At 57.2% G+C, this 17,508-nt stretch carries 18 protein-coding genes and 1 riboswitch; of the genes, 8 read left to right on the forward strand and 10 right to left on the reverse strand.

The window, feature by feature from the left end:
• Positions 1–58: 58 nt before the first annotated feature.
• The 7 genes from thiH to APU02_RS04180 form a co-directional block, all read right to left on the reverse strand.
• Positions 59–1,192, reverse strand: coding sequence for a 2-iminoacetate synthase ThiH (gene thiH / locus APU02_RS04150; RefSeq protein ID WP_060569355.1), 1,134 nt, complete (start codon positions 1,190–1,192; stop codon positions 59–61).
• Entirely contained in the window at positions 1,189–1,959 is a 771-nt protein-coding gene (thiG, locus tag APU02_RS04155; RefSeq protein WP_042293019.1) for a thiazole synthase, read from the reverse strand. The genes thiH and thiG overlap by 4 nt, the downstream gene beginning before the upstream one ends.
• A 1-nt stretch (position 1,960) precedes the next feature.
• Positions 1,961–2,161: a sulfur carrier protein ThiS gene (thiS, locus tag APU02_RS04160; protein ID WP_060569356.1), complete on the reverse strand. Its 201-nt coding sequence runs from the start codon at positions 2,159–2,161 to the stop codon at positions 1,961–1,963.
• Positions 2,145–2,900 carry a HesA/MoeB/ThiF family protein gene (locus APU02_RS04165; protein ID WP_042293014.1) on the reverse strand — a complete coding sequence of 252 codons (756 nt, stop codon included), beginning with the start codon at positions 2,898–2,900 and terminating at the stop codon, positions 2,145–2,147. The genes thiS and APU02_RS04165 overlap by 17 nt, the downstream gene beginning before the upstream one ends.
• A complete protein-coding gene (thiE, locus tag APU02_RS04170) occupies positions 2,887–3,528 on the reverse strand; it encodes a thiamine phosphate synthase (RefSeq protein WP_042293012.1) in 642 nt (213 codons plus the stop codon). Before thiE ends, APU02_RS04165 begins: the two co-directional genes overlap by 14 nt.
• On the reverse strand, positions 3,528–5,423 hold the full coding sequence (thiC, locus tag APU02_RS04175) for a phosphomethylpyrimidine synthase ThiC (protein ID WP_060569357.1): 1,896 nt from the start codon (positions 5,421–5,423) through the stop codon (positions 3,528–3,530). The genes thiE and thiC overlap by 1 nt, the downstream gene beginning before the upstream one ends.
• 89 nt (positions 5,424–5,512) lie before the next feature.
• Positions 5,513–5,664, reverse strand: a riboswitch (TPP riboswitch).
• Between the two features lie 52 nt (positions 5,665–5,716).
• Positions 5,717–6,205 (reverse strand): Rsd/AlgQ family anti-sigma factor, encoded by a 489-nt coding sequence (locus tag APU02_RS04180; protein WP_042293006.1) that lies wholly within the window; start codon positions 6,203–6,205, stop codon positions 5,717–5,719.
• Positions 6,206–6,300: 95 nt separating this feature from the next.
• Here APU02_RS04180 and nudC point away from each other — a divergent pair, with 95 nt between their 5' ends.
• The 6 genes from nudC to APU02_RS04210 all read left to right on the forward strand — a co-directional run bounded on the left by nudC (position 6,301) and on the right by APU02_RS04210 (position 10,659).
• Positions 6,301–7,074, forward strand: coding sequence for an NAD(+) diphosphatase (nudC, locus tag APU02_RS04185; protein WP_060569358.1), 774 nt, complete (start codon positions 6,301–6,303; stop codon positions 7,072–7,074).
• A gap of 40 nt (positions 7,075–7,114) precedes the next feature.
• On the forward strand, positions 7,115–8,179 hold the full coding sequence (gene hemE / locus APU02_RS04190) for a uroporphyrinogen decarboxylase (protein WP_060569359.1): 1,065 nt from the start codon (positions 7,115–7,117) through the stop codon (positions 8,177–8,179).
• Between the two features lie 9 nt (positions 8,180–8,188).
• Positions 8,189–8,860, forward strand: a complete 672-nt coding sequence (nfi, locus tag APU02_RS04195) for a deoxyribonuclease V (RefSeq protein WP_060569360.1) — start codon at positions 8,189–8,191, stop codon at positions 8,858–8,860.
• A gap of 41 nt (positions 8,861–8,901) precedes the next feature.
• Positions 8,902–9,492: a YjaG family protein gene (locus tag APU02_RS04200; protein WP_042292998.1), complete on the forward strand. Its 591-nt coding sequence runs from the start codon at positions 8,902–8,904 to the stop codon at positions 9,490–9,492.
• A gap of 186 nt (positions 9,493–9,678) precedes the next feature.
• Entirely contained in the window at positions 9,679–9,951 is a 273-nt protein-coding gene (gene hupA, locus APU02_RS04205; RefSeq protein ID WP_001044509.1) for a nucleoid-associated protein HU-alpha, read from the forward strand.
• Between the two features lie 12 nt (positions 9,952–9,963).
• Complete coding sequence (locus APU02_RS04210; protein ID WP_060569361.1) at positions 9,964–10,659, forward strand: DUF1481 domain-containing protein; 696 nt, start codon at positions 9,964–9,966, stop codon at positions 10,657–10,659.
• 62 nt (positions 10,660–10,721) lie between these two features.
• On the opposite strand, the gene zraP is transcribed toward APU02_RS04210, so the two are convergent.
• Positions 10,722–11,156, reverse strand: a complete 435-nt coding sequence (gene zraP / locus APU02_RS04215; protein ID WP_060569365.1) for a zinc resistance sensor/chaperone ZraP — start codon at positions 11,154–11,156, stop codon at positions 10,722–10,724.
• 256 nt (positions 11,157–11,412) lie between these two features.
• On the opposite strand from zraP, the gene zraS reads away from it, so the two are divergent.
• Both zraS and zraR read left to right on the forward strand, forming a co-directional pair.
• Positions 11,413–12,816, forward strand: a complete 1,404-nt coding sequence (gene zraS, locus APU02_RS04220) for a two-component system sensor histidine kinase ZraS (protein WP_060569362.1) — start codon at positions 11,413–11,415, stop codon at positions 12,814–12,816.
• The gene (gene zraR / locus APU02_RS04225; RefSeq protein WP_060569363.1) at positions 12,813–14,138 is read left to right on the forward strand and encodes a sigma-54-dependent response regulator transcription factor ZraR; all 1,326 of its coding nucleotides are present in this window, start codon (positions 12,813–12,815) and stop codon (positions 14,136–14,138) included. The genes zraS and zraR overlap by 4 nt, the downstream gene beginning before the upstream one ends.
• Here the strand turns inward: zraR and purD are convergent.
• Together purD and purH are read right to left on the reverse strand one after the other, a co-directional pair.
• Positions 14,135–15,424, reverse strand: coding sequence for a phosphoribosylamine--glycine ligase (gene purD, locus APU02_RS04230; RefSeq protein ID WP_042292988.1), 1,290 nt, complete (start codon positions 15,422–15,424; stop codon positions 14,135–14,137). The genes zraR and purD overlap by 4 nt on opposite strands.
• Positions 15,425–15,435: 11 nt before the next feature.
• A complete protein-coding gene (purH, locus tag APU02_RS04235) occupies positions 15,436–17,025 on the reverse strand; it encodes a bifunctional phosphoribosylaminoimidazolecarboxamide formyltransferase/IMP cyclohydrolase (protein ID WP_060569364.1) in 1,590 nt (529 codons plus the stop codon).
• Positions 17,026–17,508 lie beyond the last annotated feature (483 nt).

Here is a 17,508-nt window from a genome sequence, read left to right on the forward strand (position 1 = left end):
CGCCCGTTTTCTGTTCTCCGTAGCGGCCCGGAGAATAATTACCGGTTTACATTATCGTTCATGATCTTTGCGAGACGCGCCCAAGGTATGGGTCCCAGTCCTTCCACACCGGCTGTAACCCCCGGGCGCTAAGCGCGTCGGCGACAGCGGCAGGACGCCGGTTATCATGGGGGACGAACTGCTCCAGTTCAGGATGGTTGTCGGCATAGCCGCCTGGCTGCGTTTTCGAGAAGGCGCTGACGTTATTGATGGCCAGCGGAATAACGTGGTCCCGAAACCACGGCGACTCCCGCGTGGACAGCGACAGCTCAATCTCCGGCGCGAACAGACGAAAGGCGCAAATGGTCTGCACCAGTTGACGTTCATCCATGAGCGATGCTGGCGCTATACCCCCCGTGCACGGACGCAGGCGCGGGAAAGAGACAGAATACCGGCTCTGCCAGTAGTGTTGCTGCAACCAGAGCAGATGTTCAGCCATCATGTAGCAATCGACCCGCCAACTGTCCGAAAGGCCAATCAGCGCGCCCAGGCCAATTTTATCGATCCCGGCGCGCCCCAGACGATCCGGCGTTTCGAGCCGCCAGATAAAGTCCTGCTTCTTGCCCCGGAGATGGTGTTGCGCATACTGCGCCTCATGCCAGGTTTCCTGATACACCATGACGCCGTCAAGTCCCAGCGTTTTTAGTTCGGCGTACTCCGCTTCCGATAATGGCTGCACCTCCATCTGCAACGATGAAAACCGACGACGAATAGCGGGAAGGTGGCGACGAAAATAGTCCATTCCCACCTTAGCCTGATGTTCACCGGTCACCAGCAGCAGATGCTCAAACCCCAGCTCGCGAATGGCGTCGCACTCCCGCGCAATCTCTGCCTCATCCAGCGTCTTGCGCTTGATGCGGTTGCTCATTGAAAAACCACAGTAAGTACAGTCGTTTGCACACAAATTAGAGAGATACAGCGGAACGTAAAAGCTTACCGTGTTGCCGAAGCGCTGACGGGTAAGCTTCTGCGCCCGCTGCGCCAGCGGTTCCAGATACGCGCTGGCCGCAGGTGACAGCAACGCCATCATATCGTCACGGCTGAGTACGTGAGCGTTAAGCGCCCGTTCCACGTCAGCGGGCGTTTTGCTGTTGATGCGCAGGCGAATATCATCCCAGTCCAGCTGTCGCCAGCGCTCAGTGAACGTTTTCATACTGACGCCTCCAGAAAGCCTGTCAGCGGGCTGGTGGCGCTGGCGCTGGCGCGACGAGAGCCGGGCACCGCCTGGCGTGCCAGTAACCCGGCTTCGACCGCCAGGCGGAAGGCGCTCGCCATGGTGACCGGATCGTCAGCCACCGCGATGGCCGTATTAACCAGCACGGCATCCGCCCCCATTTCCAGGGCCTGCGCCGCGTGGCTGGGGATGCCAATGCCAGCGTCCACTACCACCGGAACAGTCGCCTGTTGGATGATGATCTCCAGCATCGCGCGCGTTTCCAGCCCCTGATTAGAGCCAATTGGCGCGCCTAACGGCATCACCGCCGCGCAGCCTGCTTCTTCCAGCCGTTTGCACAACACCGGGTCAGCGCCGCAGTAGGGCAATACTACGAATCCCTGTTTCACCAGCGCGTCGGCGGCTTTCACTGTTTCGATGGGATCCGGCAGCAGCCAGCGGGCATCAGGATGGATTTCGAGCTTCAGCCAGTTTGTCCCGAGCGCTTCGCGCGCCAGCTGTGCGGCAAAAATGGCTTCTTCAGCCGTTTTCGCGCCGGAGGTGTTAGGTAACAGCGTCATACCTGCCTCGATCAGCGGCGCGAGTATCGCGTCATTTGGCTTATGCAAATCTACCCGCTTCATCGCCAGCGTCACCAACTGACTGCCTGAGGCGCGGATGGCGTCAATCATCAACTGCGGCGAGGCAAATTTCCCCGTGCCGGTAAACAGATGTGAATCAAAGGTTTTATCTGCGATACGTAACATCTCAACCCCCTGCGATAACCTGAAAAAGCAGGATCTGGTCGCCTTCCTGCACGATTTGGCGTTCCCACTGCTCGCGCGGCAGGATCTGTTGATTGAGCGCCAGCGCGGTGCCGGGCTTAAGCTGATTGAGCTGCGTCAGCAGGTCTGACACCGACAGCTCGCTCGCACACTGTATTGGCTCATCATTAAACACGATTTGCATGTTGCCCTCCGCAGACCGGACAGTTGCTGGCGCGCCGTAACGCCAGGCTGCGCCACTGGCTGGTTTTGCCGTCAAACAGGCGCATTTCGCCGGTGGGCGCTTCCACACCACTAAGCCATTTAATCGCCTCCAGCGCCTGTAATGCGCCCATCACCCCGACCACCGGGCCAACCACGCCTGCGGTACGACAGTTACGCTCTGGCTCATCGTCGTCCGGCCACAGGCAGCGGTAACAGCCCTGCGTCCAGGGCGGCGTCAGTACCATGAGCTGTCCGCCGAACCCAACGGCGCTGGCGGTAATCAGCGGTGTATCAAGCGCCACGCAGGCAGCGTTAATCGCCTGACGCGTCGCCATATTATCGGTGCAGTCGAGCACCACATCCGCCTGCGCCACCGCCTGCCTGAGGGCGTCACCGGACAGGCGTTGCGGTAACGCGATCAACTCGATATCCGGATTGAGACGCGCCAGACGCTGCCGCGCGATCTGCGATTTGGGGTGCGCGATATCATCAGCAGTGAACAGTATTTGACGTTGCAGGTTGCTGATGTGCACCTCGTCGTCGTCGGCCAGCACCAGCGTGCCGATGCCTGCGCCAGCCAGATAAAGCGCGGCAGGCGAACCTAAACCGCCCAGGCCGACAATCAGCACATGGCTGTCGAGTAGCCTTTGCTGCCCTTCTACAGCAATCTCGCCAAGCAGAATTTGACGGCTGTAGCGCATAAAATCACGATCGTTCATCACCCACTCCTGCTAATTCGAGTAACTGCGCGGTAGCGACGCGCCAGTCTTCGGCCTGAGTGATCGCACTGACCACCGCAATGCTACCGACACCGGTTTCCAGCACGGCAGGGGCGCGTTCAAGGCTGATCCCGCCGATGGCGACGGTGGGATAATCGGCAAGGCGCTTAATGTGCGCCGTCAACTGCGTCAACCCCTGCGGCGCCGAAGGCATCTGTTTGGTTTGCGTCGGGAAAACGTGGCCGAGGGCGATATAGGAGGGGCGAGCGGCGAGCGCCACGTCGATCTCCATATCGTCATGAGTGGAAACGCCAAGTCGCAAGCCGGCTTCGCGGATGGCATGCAAATCGGTGGTTTCCAGATCTTCCTGGCCCAGATGTACGCCGTAGGCATTGTGCTTGATCGCCAGCCGCCAGTAGTCGTTGATAAACAGGCGGGCATCGTAGCGACGCCCGAGCGCAATGGCGGCGGCCACGTCAGCTTCTACCTCTTCATCGCGTTTATCCTTGATGCGTAGCTGGAGGGTACGTACGCCCGCCTCCAGCAGGCGTTCGATCCACGCGACGCTGTCGACAACCGGATACAGCCCCAGACGAAAAGGGACGGAAGGAAAATCGGGCTGATACATCACGCTTCCTCCTTACGCAGATAAATTTCGCCGCCCCTGGCGCGGAAATTTTCCGACATATCCGCCATCCCCACTTCAATGGTCTGCGCGGCGGCGTAGTCACGCACTTCCTGGCTGATTTTCATCGAGCAGAATTTGGGCCCGCACATGGAGCAGAAGTGGGCTACTTTTCCTGATTCCTGCGGCAGGGTTTCGTCGTGATAGGCGCGAGCGGTAAACGGGTCCAGCGCCAGGTTGAACTGGTCTTCCCAGCGGAATTCAAAGCGCGCTTTCGACATCGCGTTGTCGCGGATCTGCGCGCCCGGGTGGCCTTTCGCCAGATCCGCGGCGTGGGCGGCAATTTTGTAGGTGATCAGCCCCTGTTTCACGTCCTCTTTGTTTGGCAAACCGAGGTGTTCTTTCGGCGTCACATAGCAGAGCATGGCGCAGCCAAACCAGCCGATCATCGCCGCGCCAATGCCGGAGGTAAAGTGGTCATATCCCGGTGCAATATCCGTAGTTAACGGCCCCAGGGTGTAGAACGGCGCTTCGTGGCAGTGTTCCAGCTCCTCGGTCATGTTGCGGCGGATCATCTGCATCGGCACATGTCCAGGCCCCTCGATCATCACCTGTACGTCGTATTTCCAGGCGATTTTTGTCAGCTCGCCCAGGGTGTGCAGTTCAGCGAATTGCGCTTCGTCGTTGGCATCCTGAATGGAACCGGGGCGCAGGCCGTCTCCCAGCGAGAGCGAAACGTCGTAAGCGGCGCAGATTTCGCAGATCTCGCGGAAATGCGTATAGAGGAAGTTTTCCTGATGATGGGACAAACACCACTTCGCCATGATCGACCCACCGCGCGAGACGATGCCGGTCAGGCGTTTCGCCGTCATTGGCACGTAACGCAGCAACACGCCGGCGTGAATAGTGAAGTAGTCCACGCCCTGTTCCGCCTGTTCCAGCAATGTGTCGCGAAAGGCTTCCCAGGTGAGATCTTCAGCGATCCCATTAACTTTCTCCAGCGCCTGATAGATCGGGACAGTGCCGATCGGCACCGGGCTGTTACGCAGGATCCACTCGCGGGTTTCGTGAATATAGCGGCCGGTGGAAAGGTCCATGACCGTGTCTGCGCCCCAGCGGGTTGACCATACCAGCTTTTCCACCTCTTCTTCGATGGAGGAAGTGACCGCCGAGTTGCCGATGTTAGCGTTGACCTTCACCAGGAAATTGCGGCCAATGATCATTGGCTCGGATTCCGGGTGGTTGATGTTGGCGGGAATAATCGCGCGGCCCGCAGCCACTTCGTCACGCACAAACTCCGGCGTGATGTTCTCCGGCAGGCGTGCGCCAAAGCCCTCGCCCGGATGCTGATGGCGCAGGACTTCGCTGCGGATGCGCTCGCGACCCATGTTTTCACGAATGGCGATAAATTCCATCTCTGGCGTGACGATCCCCTGGCGGGCGTAATGTAGCTGTGTGACACGGCGACCCGCTTTGGCGCGTTTTGGCGTCAGCAGGCCGGTAAAGCGCAGCGCATCCAGTCCGTCGTCGGCCAGGCGAGCTTTGGTATAGGCAGAGCTGCGATCGCTGAGCGCTTCACTGTCGTCACGCGCGTCAATCCACGGTTGGCGCAGTTTCGTCAGACCCTGCTGCACGTTGATGGCAATTTCCGGGTCGCCATAGGGGCCGGAGGTATCGTACACCGGTACGGCTTCATTAGCTTCGAACTGAGGAGCCTCTTTGCTGCCGCCGATAAGCGTCGGGCTAAGCTGGATCTCCCGCATCGGGACGCGGATATCCGGCTGTGAACCGGTAATGTAGATCCGCTTCGAATTGGGGAAAGCGGTGCCTTCCAGCGTATCAATAAAATGCTGGGCCTGGGCGCGCTGTTCGCGACGGGTTAACTGAGTGGTAGACATAGCTCATTCCATAAAAAAATTAAGGACGTGGCTTGTCAGACGACGGATGGAGTAATGGATGTGCGCCGCCCTTGCGGGCAGGTGCATGATGCAGAATTACTCTTGTTCCCTTCGCAGGTCTTAACCTGATCAGGTTCCGCGGATCCCGAATTAACGGTCTCAGCCTTTTCCACTTCATTCTTTGCGTTACCTTCTGGCATCGCGGATACGTTGTGGAAATCAGGCACTCCGACAAGATGACATCCCCTCCGGAGAGGGGGACGTTTTTAACCTACTCGTTAATTGCGCAGAACTCAAGCAGGTCGTTTAATTCTGGCGTGGTCATGCATGGCGTCAAATACCAGCATAATCAGCTTATCTTCGAGAACAAAGCGTGCTTCCAGCGCTTCGCCGATATCCGACAGCGCCTGTTGAAATTCATAGCAATTGTCATGATCGATGGCGGTCTCGAGAGTGGAATCATAGTAGTTCATGATCTGCTGGGTATTGGCTTCCAGCTGTGGCCAGATTTTGGTCGCGTTTAAAAGCTGACCGTTCCCTTCCAATTTATGCAGAATACGTTCATAAATACTGAAGTGTCCGGCGGAAAGGTAATCGACCAGGCTCTGACAAAAATCATCCAGCGCTTTTTCATTCAACCGCATGTACGATTCTTTGCCAGGCTTAATGCCAACCAGATTGTAGTAAGCCACGAGCAGATGCTTACGTACATGTAGCCAGCGATCAACCAGTTTATTACTTCCACCGACGCGTTCCGTCAGGTTTTCCAGCTGGTTTAACATGATTGACTCCGCAAGTGTAGAGTTAAAACTGCTTACCCAGAAATGTAAAAATAATGTTATCAACATGCCAGTGACGCAAAGGTAGTGCAAGAGCTATGGATCGTATTATTGAAAAATGGGATCACGGCTGGTGGATCGTCAGTCATGAACAAAAATTATGGTTGCCCCATGGGGAATTGCCACACGGCGACGCGGCAAATTTCGATCTTGTGGGACAGCGCGCATTACACATTGGCGAATGGGAAGGTGAGCCTGTCTGGTTGATACAGCAGCAGCGTCGTCACGATATGGGGTCAGTCCGCCAGGTTATCGATCAGGATGTCGGCTTGTTTCAACTGGCGGGGCGGGGCGTGCAACTGGCGGAGTTCTTCCGCTCGCACAAATTCTGCGGCTACTGCGGTCACCCTATGCACCCGAGTAAAACCGAATGGGCAATGCTGTGTCGCCACTGCCGTGAACGCTACTATCCACAAATCGCCCCCTGTATTATTGTCGCCATTCGTCGTGATGACACCCTTCTGCTCGCCCAACATACCCGCCATCGCAATGGCATTCATACCGTGCTCGCCGGGTTCGTGGAGGTGGGCGAAACGCTGGAACAGGCTGTCGCGCGCGAAGTGATGGAAGAGAGCGGGATTACCGTGAAAAATCTGCGCTACGTGACCTCGCAGCCGTGGCCGTTCCCGATGTCGTTGATGACCGCGTTTATGGCGGAATACGACAGCGGCGAGATTGTCATCGATCCAAAAGAGTTGCTGGAAGCGGACTGGTATCGCTACGACGATTTACCGCTTTTGCCGCCGCCAGGCACCGTCGCGCGGCGTCTGATCGAAGATACGGTGGCAATATGTCGGGCTGAATATGAATGACATGGTAAACTGACGGACTGACGCAATAAGGAACTGCAAAATGACCGAACTGAAAAACGATCGTTATCTGCGTGCGCTGCTGCGCCAGCCCGTTGATGTCACCCCGGTATGGATGATGCGCCAGGCTGGCCGTTATTTACCGGAGTATAAAGCGACCCGCGCCCAGGCAGGCGATTTTATGTCCCTGTGCAAAAACGCCGAGCTGGCCTGCGAAGTCACGCTCCAGCCGCTGCGCCGCTATCCGCTGGATGCGGCGATCCTCTTTTCGGACATTCTGACCATTCCGGATGCGATGGGGCTGGGCCTTTACTTTGAAGCCGGAGAAGGCCCACGTTTTACTTCGCCGGTCGCCTGTAAGGCTGACGTCGACAAACTCCCCATTCCCGATCCGGAAGACGAGCTGGGCTACGTGATGAACGCCGTGCGTACGATTCGCCGTGAACTGAAAGGCGAGGTCCCGCTCATCGGCTTCTCCGGTAGCCCGTGGACGCTGGCGACCTACATGGTGGAAGGCGGCAGCAGCAAGGCTTTCACCGTGATCAAGAAGATGATGTACGCCGACCCGCATACCCTGCACGCGCTGCTCGATAAGCTGGCGAAAAGCGTCACGCTGTATCTCAACGCGCAAATCAAAGCGGGCGCCCAGTCGGTGATGATTTTCGATACCTGGGGCGGCGTGCTGACCGGACGCGACTATCAGCAGTTCTCACTGTACTACATGCACAAAATTGTCGATGGCCTGCTACGCGAAAATGACGGTCGCCGCGTGCCGGTCACACTATTCACCAAAGGCGGCGGACAGTGGCTGGAAGCAATGGCGGAAACCGGCTGTGACGCGCTGGGACTGGACTGGACCACCGATATTGCCGACGCGCGTCGCCGCGTCGGGCATAAGGTCGCCCTGCAAGGCAACATGGACCCGTCGATGCTTTATGCGCCGCCTGCCCGCATCGAAGAAGAAGTGGCGTCTATACTTTTTGGTTTCGGCCAGGGCGAAGGCCACGTCTTTAACCTCGGCCACGGCATCCATCAGGATGTGCCGCCGGAACACGCTGGCGCATTTGTGGAGGCCGTACACCGACTGTCCGCGCAATACCACCGCTAAGGAGAAACCATGGATCTCGCGTCGCTACGCGCTCAACAACTTGACCTTGCTTCATCCGTGATCCGCGAGGATCGGCTCGATAACGATCCGCCGGATCTGATCGCCGGGGCAGACGTCGGGTTTGAGCAGGGGGGAGAGGTGACGCGAGCAGCAATGGTTTTGCTGAAATACCCTTCTCTTGAGCTGGTCGAATACAAGGTGGCGCGTATCGCCACCATCATGCCTTATATCCCCGGCTTCCTCTCGTTTCGTGAATACCCCGCGCTGCTCGCGGCGTGGGAACAACTGTCGCAAAAACCCGACCTGCTGTTTGTCGACGGTCACGGTGTTTCACACCCGCGCCGTCTCGGCGTCGCCAGCCATTTTGGGCTGCTGGTGGACGTACCCACTATTGGCGTGGCGAAAAAACGCCTGTGCGGCAAGTTTGAACCGCTCTCCGCGGAGCCTGGCGCACTGGCGCCGCTGATGGACAAAGGCGAGCAACTGGCCTGGGTGTGGCGCAGCAAGGCGCGGTGTAATCCGCTGTTTATCGCGACAGGGCATCGCGTCGGGCTGGACAGCGCGCTGGCGTGGGTGCAACGCTGCATGAAAGGTTATCGTCTACCGGAGCCGACTCGCTGGGCGGATGCCGTTGCGTCAGGGCGTCCGGCCTTCACGCGATGGCAGGAAATTCAGCCCTGATTAATGTACACTGCGGCTAATTTCCGTTTTGAGAATTCATCATGTTACAAAACCCGATTCATCTGCGTCTGGAACGCCTGGAAAGCTGGCAGCACGTTACGTTTATGGCCTGCCTGTGCGAGCGCATGTATCCGAACTACGCCATGTTCTGCAAACAGACGGACTTTGGCGACGGTCAGGTGTATCGCCGTATCCTCGACCTCATCTGGGAAACGCTGACGGTGAAAGACGCGAAAGTGAATTTCGACAGCCAACTGGAGAAATTCGAAGAGGCGATTCCGGTCGCGGACGACTATGACCTGTATGGCGTTTATCCGGCGATAGACGCCTGTGTGGCGTTGAGCGAACTGGTACATTCTCGTTTGAGCGGAGAAACGCTTGAGCATGCCATTGAAGTCAGTAAGACATCCATTACCACGGTAGCGATGCTGGAAATGACTCAGGCGGGTCGTGAAATGACCGATGAGGAGCTGAAAGAGAACCCTGCGGTTGAGCAGGAATGGGATATTCAGTGGGAAATATTCCGACTTTTAGCCGACTGCGAAGAACGCGACATTGAACTGATAAAAGGGCTCAGAGCAGACCTGCGTGAGGCTGGCGAGAGCAATATCGGTATAAATTTTCAGCAATAAGACACGAAAACGTGATTTAACGTCTGAATTGTCGTGCCTGAAGGCTTCCCTTCCGCCCCCCGTCTGGTCTACATTTGGAGGGCGAAAAAAAGTGGCTATCGGTGCGTGTATGCAGGAGAGTGCTTTTCTGGCATTTCCGTCGCACTCGATGCTTAGCAAGCGATAAACACATTGTAAGGATAACTTATGAACAAGACTCAACTGATTGATGTAATTGCAGACAAAGCAGAACTGTCCAAAACCCAGGCTAAAGCTGCTCTGGAATCTACTCTGGCTGCCATTACTGAGTCTCTGAAAGAAGGCGATGCTGTACAACTGGTTGGTTTCGGTACCTTCAAAGTGAACCACCGTGCTGAGCGCACTGGCCGCAACCCGCAGACCGGTAAAGAAATCAAAATCGCCGCTGCTAACGTACCGGCATTTGTTTCTGGTAAGGCACTGAAAGACGCTGTTAAGTAAGACCGCGTGGCTGTGAACAGTTTTAACGAAGGGGCGGTGTCGCCCCTTTTGTCTGTCTGGCGTCGTACGCTGGCGCTGGCGGGCGTGCTGTTGCTGACGGCCTGCAGTCATAACGCTTCTCCACTGCCCTTTACCGCCAGCGGATTCGCTGACGATCAGGGCGCCGTGCGTATCTGGCGTAAAGATGAAGCGGACGGCGTGCATCTGCTTTCGGTGTTTAGCCCGTGGCGTAACGGCAGTACTACCACCAGCGAGTACCGCTGGCAGGGAGAAACCCTCTCTCTGATTGAACTCAATATTTACAGCAAACCGCCGGAGCATATCCGCGTGCGGTTTGACGATCGCGGTGAGCTGAGCTTTATGCAACGTGAAGTCGACGGACATAAGCAGCAGCTTTCTAACGATCAAATCGCCTTATACCGCTATCGCGCGGGGCAGATTCGCCAGACCAGCGACGCACTACGCCTGGGGCGCGTGGTGTTGCGACAGGGACGCTGGCATGCCGCTGAGCGTACGGTGACCACCTGTGAAGGTGAAACACTGAAACCCGATCTGGAGCCATGGGCAATGAATCATATCGAGCGCCGCCAGCGCCACTCGTCAATGGACGTAAGCGTGGCGTGGCTGGAAGCGCCCGAAGGTTCACAGCTGTTGCTGGTGGCAAACTCTGACTTCTGTCGCTGGCAGCCGACCGAGAAGACGTTCTGACGCCAGTCGGCGTGCGCTTTCAGAGCCGGATAAGTCAATGCCGCCATCCGGCCTTGTACGCTTTACCAGTGCCCCATCCCCATATGACCGCCACGTCCTCCGCAGCCGCCGTAGCCCATACCCGCGCCCTGCGGTACGCCTGCTTCCGCCATCTCCACATCGCGTTTCACCCGCAGATCGTCCAGCGACTGGCGTAACGACGTCATCTCTTTCGCGACGGCGTTGATCTTTGCGCTGTCCGGGGGATTGGTGGAGAGCAGCGCGTTGTACTCATAACGTTTAGACATAAGCTGCTGGCGCAGTGTGTTGGCCTGGTTGTAGTACGTATTATGGATTTTTTGTGCGGCGGCTTGCTGTTCCGCAGTGAGCGGAGCGGCGTTTTGCTGCCACATTCCGTCGCCATAACCCCAGTGATGCCGTGCCAGCGCCGGGCTGGCGCCCAAAACCATCAGCGAAAGCGCAATCATCGCCAGGCCTGCTTTGTTATTCCGTTTCATCATTTATCCTCCTGTTGGTCATCTCACTCACCTTATTGCATCTTCCGTGCCAGCGGACTGAGCCCCGGAAATGGCGGCCTGAGTCAGCGCGCTCACGAAAAAGCGAGTAAAAATGACCCGCCGGAATAACCCCGCGCGTCATTTTTACTCGTTTCGGGCCGGGGTTGAGTGCCTGAACAGGGATATGCGCGGTAAAAAGTGGCATGATTTCTGCTGAATCGGGAGAGATTAATAACGGGTGAAAGCGAAGGGGATTATGCGACACCACAAGGATACGGTTACGAAATGGCTCAGCGGCATGCTGCCCGTCGCCATTCTGATTCTGGTCGGGCTATTCGCCGCCGCGGTGATCCGTGATTATGGCCGGGAAAGTGACTCTGCACGTCAGACGCTACTGGAAAAAGGCGGCGTGCTGATTCGCGCGCTGGAGTCGGGCACGCGCGTCGGGATGGGGATGCGCATGCATCACGCCCAGCAGCAGACCCTGTTGGAAGAGATGGCAGGGCAGCCTGGCGTGCTTTGGTTTGCGGTCACGGACGCGCAGGGAAATATCCTGATGCACAGCGATCCTGCGCGGGTGGGCGGAACCCTTTACGCGGCAGATGAGATACAGCGTTTGCAACCTGGTGAGGACGCGCGCTGGCGTTCTGTTGACGCCGTGGATGAACAGGGGGAAACCGTTCCCGCACTGGAGATTTACCGCCAGTTCCAGCCACTACATTCGCCGGGTCGACACGGCATGGGCGCCATGCCGCGTTGCGAGGGGCGCAATGCCGGAATCTCTTCCACGCCGCAGACGATTTTCATCGCCTTTGACGCCAGTGAGTTAGCCACCACCCAGGCGCGTGAGTGGCGCAATATGCTGATCATACTTTTCGCCTTAACGACAGTGCTGTTGGCGACGTTGATGGCCTTTTTCTGGTACCGGCGGTATCTCCGTTCGCGACAACTGCTTCAGGACGAAATGAACCGGCAGGAAAAACTGCTGGCGCTTGGGCATCTGGCGGCGGGGGTGGCGCATGAAATCCGCAATCCGCTGTCATCCATTAAAGGGCTGGCGCGGTATTTCGCCGAGCGCGCCCCGGCGGGCGGTGAAGCGCACGCGCTGGCGCAGGTGATGGCGAAAGAGGCCGACCGGTTAAACCGGGTCGTCAGCGAGCTACTTGAGCTGGTGAAGCCCGCTCATTTGACGCTCCAGCCGGTAGATCTCAATACGGTCATTACCCATTCGCTTCAGTTGGTGAGCCAGGACGCGCAGAGTCGGGCTATTGAATTGCGGTTTACGCCCAATGCGGCCCTGCCGCTTATCCAGGCCGATCCGGACAGGTTGACGCAGGTGTTGTTAAACCTTTACCTGAACGCGATACACGCCATCGACAGGCAAGGTACGATTAACGTCGATATAAGCATGAGCGGTGCCGATCGCGTTAAGATTGTCGTTGCAGACAGCGGGAAGGGGATTGCGCCGGAACAGCTGGAGACGATTTTTACCCCTTACTACACCACAAAAGCCGAAGGCACCGGGCTGGGCCTGGCGGTAGTGCAAAACATCATTGAACAGCATGGTGGGACGATCAAGGCAGAAAGCCCGGCGGGCAAAGGCGCTATCTTTACCCTCTGGCTGCCGGTAAAAGCAAAACAGAAGGAAGTACAAGGATGACGGGCGAAACGATCGACATTCTGGTGGTAGATGATGATGTCAGCCACTGCACGATATTACAGGCGCTGCTTCGCGGCTGGGGCTATAACGTCGCGCTGGCATACAGCGGGCGGGCGGCGCTGGAGAAGATACGCGAGCATGTCTTTGACCTGGTATTGTGCGATGTGCGCATGGCGGAACTGGATGGTATTGAGACGCTCAAAGAGATTAAAGCGCTTAACCCGGCAATTCCGGTACTGATCATGACGGCGTTTTCCAGCGTCGAGACGGCGGTGGAAGCGTTAAAAACTGGGGCGCTGGATTACCTGATCAAACCGCTGGATTTTGACCGCCTACAGGAGACGCTGGAGAAATCGCTGGCCCATGCGCAGGAGGTGCCAGGCGATCTGCCGTCCGTTTCCGCCAGCCAGTTCGGTATGGTGGGAAAAAGCCCGGCGATGCAGCAGCTGTTGAGCGAAATCGCAATGGTTGCCCCATCCGACGCGACGGTGCTGATTCATGGTGACTCCGGTACCGGCAAAGAGCTGGTCGCGCGCGCGCTCCATGCCAGCAGCGCGCGCAGCGACAAGCCGCTGGTCACGCTGAACTGTGCGGCGCTCAATGAGTCCCTGCTGGAATCCGAACTGTTCGGGCATGAAAAGGGGGCGTTTACCGGCGCCGACAAGCGTCGCGAGGGCCGCTTTGTCGAAGCCGACGGCGGTACACTGTTTCTGGATGAGATCGGCGATATCTCGCCCATGATGCAGGTGCGTCTGCTGCGGGCAATCCAGGAGCGTGAAGTGCAGCGGGTAGGCAGCAACCAGACGCTCACGGTTGACGTACGTCTGATCGCCGCCACCCATCGGGATCTGGCGCAGGAAGTCAGCGCCGGGCGCTTTCGTCAGGATCTCTACTACCGGCTGAACGTGGTAACCATCGAAATGCCGTCCCTGCGTCAGCGTCGGGAAGACATTCCGCTGTTAGCCGAACATTTTCTTCAGCGTTTTGCGGCACGTAACCGCAAAGCGGTGAAAGGCTTTACGCCACAGGCGATGGATCTGCTGATTCATTACGCCTGGCCGGGGAATATCCGCGAACTGGAAAACGCCATTGAGCGTGCCGTGGTGTTGCTGACGGGAGAGTACATTTCAGAACGTGAATTGCCGCTGACGATTGCGGGACAGCCGATCCCGCTTGTGCAGGAGCAAACCATTCAGCCGCTGGTGGAGGTTGAAAAAGAGGTGATTCTGGCGGCGCTTGAAAAAACGGGCGGCAACAAAACGGAAGCCGCCCGTCAGTTAGGGATTACGCGTAAAACGCTGCTTGCAAAACTGTCGCGTTAGTTTTGCTCGCGTTCAATGGCGCGCCAGCCGATGTCGTGACGGCAGAAGCAGTCGTCCCAGCGGATGTCGGTCATTAAGGCATACGCCCGTTTCTGGGCTTCGGCAACGGTGTCACCGAGCGCGGTGACGCACAGAACGCGACCACCACTGGTGACGACCTGCTCGTCATCAGCCAGTTTTGTACCGGCGTGGAAGACTTTACCGTCCGCCACGTCTTCCAGCGGCAGGCCGTGGATCACATCGCCGTTGCGGTAGTCACCCGGGTATCCGCCCGCGGCCATCACCACGCCCAGTGAAGCGCGCTTATCCCATTCGGATTTTTGTGCGTCCAGTTTGCCTTCGCAGGCCGCCAGACACAGTTCAACCAGATCGGACTTCATGCGCAGCATGATAGGCTGGGTTTCCGGATCGCCAAAGCGGCAGTTGAATTCAATGACCTTCGGGTTACCCTGCTTGTCGATCATCAGCCCCGCATACAAGAAACCGGTATACGTATTGCCTTCCGCCGCCATCCCTTTTACGGTTGGCCAGATAATGCGTTCCATGGTGCGCTGATGAACGTCGTCGGTAACCACTGGCGCGGGCGAGTAGGCACCCATTCCGCCAGTGTTCAGGCCGGTATCGCCATCGCCCACGCGCTTATGATCCTGACTGGTTGCCATCGGCAGTACATGCTCGCCGTCCACCATCACGATAAAGCTGGCTTCTTCCCCGTCGAGAAATTCCTCGATTACTATGCGGTGACCCGCGTCGCCAAAAGCGTTGCCTGCCAGCATATCCTGAACCGCGGCTTCCGCCTCTTCGAGCGTCATCGCAACAATCACGCCTTTCCCGGCGGCCAGACCGTCGGCCTTGATGACAATTGGCGCGCCTTTTTCACGTAAGTAAGCCAGAGCAGGCTCCACGTCGGTGAAGTTCTGGTATTCCGCCGTCGGGATGTGATGACGAGCGAGAAAATCTTTGGTGAAGGCTTTGGAGCCTTCGAGCTGCGCGGCGCCTTCGGTTGGCCCGAAGATTTTCAGACCCGCGGCGCGGAAGGTATCCACCACCCCCATCACTAACGGCGCTTCCGGCCCGACGATGGTGAGATCGATCTTCTCGCTTTGGGCGAAATTCAGCAGCGCCGGAATATCGGTAGCGCTGATTGCCACATTCTGCAGCGTGGGTTCCAGCGCGGTACCGGCGTTACCCGGCGCAACATAGACGGTTTCGACTTTTGGCGACTGAGCGGCTTTCCACGCCAGCGCGTGCTCGCGCCCGCCGTTGCCAATCACTAATACTTTCATCTGTTGCTCCATTAATGGCGGAAGTGGCGCATGTCGGTGAAGATCATCGCGATACCGTGCTCGTCGGCGGCGGCAATCACTTCATCATCGCGGATAGAACCGCCAGGCTGGATCACGCAGCTCACACCCACGGCGGCAGCGGCGTCAATACCATCGCGGAACGGGAAGAAGGCGTCAGAAGCCATTGCAGAACCTTTGACTTCCAGACCTTCATCGCCTGCTTTAATCCCGGCGATTTTCGCGGAATAAACGCGGCTCATCTGGCCTGCGCCAATGCCGATAGTCATATTCTCTTTCGCATAAACAATGGCGTTAGACTTCACGAACTTCGCCACTTTCCAGCAGAACAGCGCGTCACGTAGTTCCTGCTCACTCGGCTGACGTCTGGTCACCACGCGCAGGTCGGCTTCCGTCACCATGCCCAGATCGCGATCCTGAACCAGCAGACCGCCGTTTACGCGTTTGAAGTCCAGACCCGGCACGCGTTCTGCCCACTGGCCGCAAACCAGCACGCGCACGTTCTGTTTGGCAGAAGTGATTTTCAGCGCTTCTGCAGAGGCCGATGGCGCGATGATCACTTCAACAAACTGGCGGGAGATGATGGCCTGAGCAGTTTCAGCATCCAGCTCGCGGTTGAAGGCGATAATGCCGCCGAACGCGGAGGTCGGATCGGTTTTATAGGCGCGATCGTAAGCGTCCAGAATAGAGGTGCTTACGGCAACGCCGCATGGGTTGGCGTGCTTAACGATAACGCAGGCCGGCTCGCTGAATTCTTTCACACATTCCAGCGCAGCGTCGGTGTCGGCAATATTGTTATAAGAAAGCGCTTTGCCCTGAACCTGCTGAGCGGTGGCGACCGACGCTTCTTTTATCTCTTCTTCTATATAGAAGGCGGCCTGCTGGTGGCTGTTCTCACCGTAACGCATATCCTGTTTTTTAATAAAGTTCAGGTTCAGGGTACGCGGGAAACGACCGGCGGCGTCTTTACTCTCGCCGTGGTAGGCCGGAACCATACTGCCAAAGTAGTTGGCAATCATACTGTCGTACGCGGCGGTGTGTTCGAAGGCTTTGATGGCGAGGTCGAAACGCGTCTTCAGGGTCAGTGACCCTTCGTTGGCATCCATTTCGTTAATGATGGCGTTGTAGTCGCTGCTCTTTACCACAATGGCGACATCTTTATGATTCTTGGCGGCGGAGCGCACCATGGTCGGACCACCAATATCAATGTTTTCAACCGCGTCTTCCAGCGAGCAGCCTTCACGGGCTACGGTCTGGGCGAACGGATACAGGTTCACCACAACCATATCAATAGGCGCGATACCGTGTTGTTCCATAATGCCATCATCCTGACCGCGACGGCCAAGAATGCCGCCGTGGACTTTCGGATGCAGGGTCTTCACGCGTCCATCCATCATTTCCGGGAAACCGGTGTAATCGGAAACTTCGGTCACCGGCAGACCTTTATCTGCTAACAGACGGGCAGTGCCCCCTGTCGACAGCAGCTCCACACCACGTGCGGAAAGTGCCTGGGCGAATTCGATGATACCGGCCTTGTCAGAAACACTGAGCAGAGCGCGGCGGACTGGACGACGTTGTTGCATGGTAAATCCCCTGGATTTGACTATTACAGAGAGCGTTAGCTGAATCTTTCTCGAAAAACTTAGCTAACGCCCCTTATGGGGCATCCTTGTTTTGCGGGGGCATTGTAACGAAAACGTTTGCGCAACGCTCGCGAATTTTTCTTTTTCGATTTCGACATCGCTTTTCCCATTGTTGAAGATCCTTTATTGCAGGAACGATCTACGCAAAGATCGCCATCTTTGTGGATAACTCTGTGTGTAAAAGGGTATAAGGCGGGGTTTTGCTGGGGAATGCAGCAGTCAGACATTTTTCTGCAATTTTTCTATTGCGGATGCTCGGGAACTCCCTATAATGCGCCTCCATCGACACGGCGGATGTGAATCACTTCACACAAACAGCCGGTCCGGTTGAAGAGAAAAATCCTGAAATTCAGGGTTGACTCTGAAAGAGGAAAGCGTAATATACGCCACCTCGCGACAGAGCGCTGAAGCGCGTCGCAACTG

Origin of the sequence: Citrobacter sp. 50677481 (assembly GCF_001463265.1) — a bacterium.
GTDB classification, from domain to species: domain Bacteria; phylum Pseudomonadota; class Gammaproteobacteria; order Enterobacterales; family Enterobacteriaceae; genus Citrobacter_A; species Citrobacter_A sedlakii.

Coding starts and splice junctions, on each gene's coding strand:
- thiS (WP_060569356.1), bottom strand. CDS start 2,161: ATGCAAATCGTGTTTAATGATGAGCCAATACAGTGTGCGAGCGAGCTG.
- APU02_RS04180 (WP_042293006.1), bottom strand. CDS start 6,205: ATGTTAAACCAGCTGGAAAACCTGACGGAACGCGTCGGTGGAAGTAAT.
- purD (WP_042292988.1), bottom strand. CDS start 15,424: ATGAAAGTATTAGTGATTGGCAACGGCGGGCGCGAGCACGCGCTGGCG.
- zraR (WP_060569363.1), top strand. CDS start 12,813: ATGACGGGCGAAACGATCGACATTCTGGTGGTAGATGATGATGTCAGC.
- thiG (WP_042293019.1), bottom strand. CDS start 1,959: ATGTTACGTATCGCAGATAAAACCTTTGATTCACATCTGTTTACCGGC.
- purH (WP_060569364.1), bottom strand. CDS start 17,025: ATGCAACAACGTCGTCCAGTCCGCCGCGCTCTGCTCAGTGTTTCTGAC.
- hemE (WP_060569359.1), top strand. CDS start 7,115: ATGACCGAACTGAAAAACGATCGTTATCTGCGTGCGCTGCTGCGCCAG.
- APU02_RS04165 (WP_042293014.1), bottom strand. CDS start 2,900: ATGAACGATCGTGATTTTATGCGCTACAGCCGTCAAATTCTGCTTGGC.
- nfi (WP_060569360.1), top strand. CDS start 8,189: ATGGATCTCGCGTCGCTACGCGCTCAACAACTTGACCTTGCTTCATCC.
- thiH (WP_060569355.1), bottom strand. CDS start 1,192: ATGAAAACGTTCACTGAGCGCTGGCGACAGCTGGACTGGGATGATATT.
- hupA (WP_001044509.1), top strand. CDS start 9,679: ATGAACAAGACTCAACTGATTGATGTAATTGCAGACAAAGCAGAACTG.
- zraS (WP_060569362.1), top strand. CDS start 11,413: ATGCGACACCACAAGGATACGGTTACGAAATGGCTCAGCGGCATGCTG.
- nudC (WP_060569358.1), top strand. CDS start 6,301: ATGGATCGTATTATTGAAAAATGGGATCACGGCTGGTGGATCGTCAGT.
- APU02_RS04200 (WP_042292998.1), top strand. CDS start 8,902: ATGTTACAAAACCCGATTCATCTGCGTCTGGAACGCCTGGAAAGCTGG.
- thiE (WP_042293012.1), bottom strand. CDS start 3,528: ATGTATCAGCCCGATTTTCCTTCCGTCCCTTTTCGTCTGGGGCTGTAT.
- thiC (WP_060569357.1), bottom strand. CDS start 5,423: ATGTCTACCACTCAGTTAACCCGTCGCGAACAGCGCGCCCAGGCCCAG.
- zraP (WP_060569365.1), bottom strand. CDS start 11,156: ATGAAACGGAATAACAAAGCAGGCCTGGCGATGATTGCGCTTTCGCTG.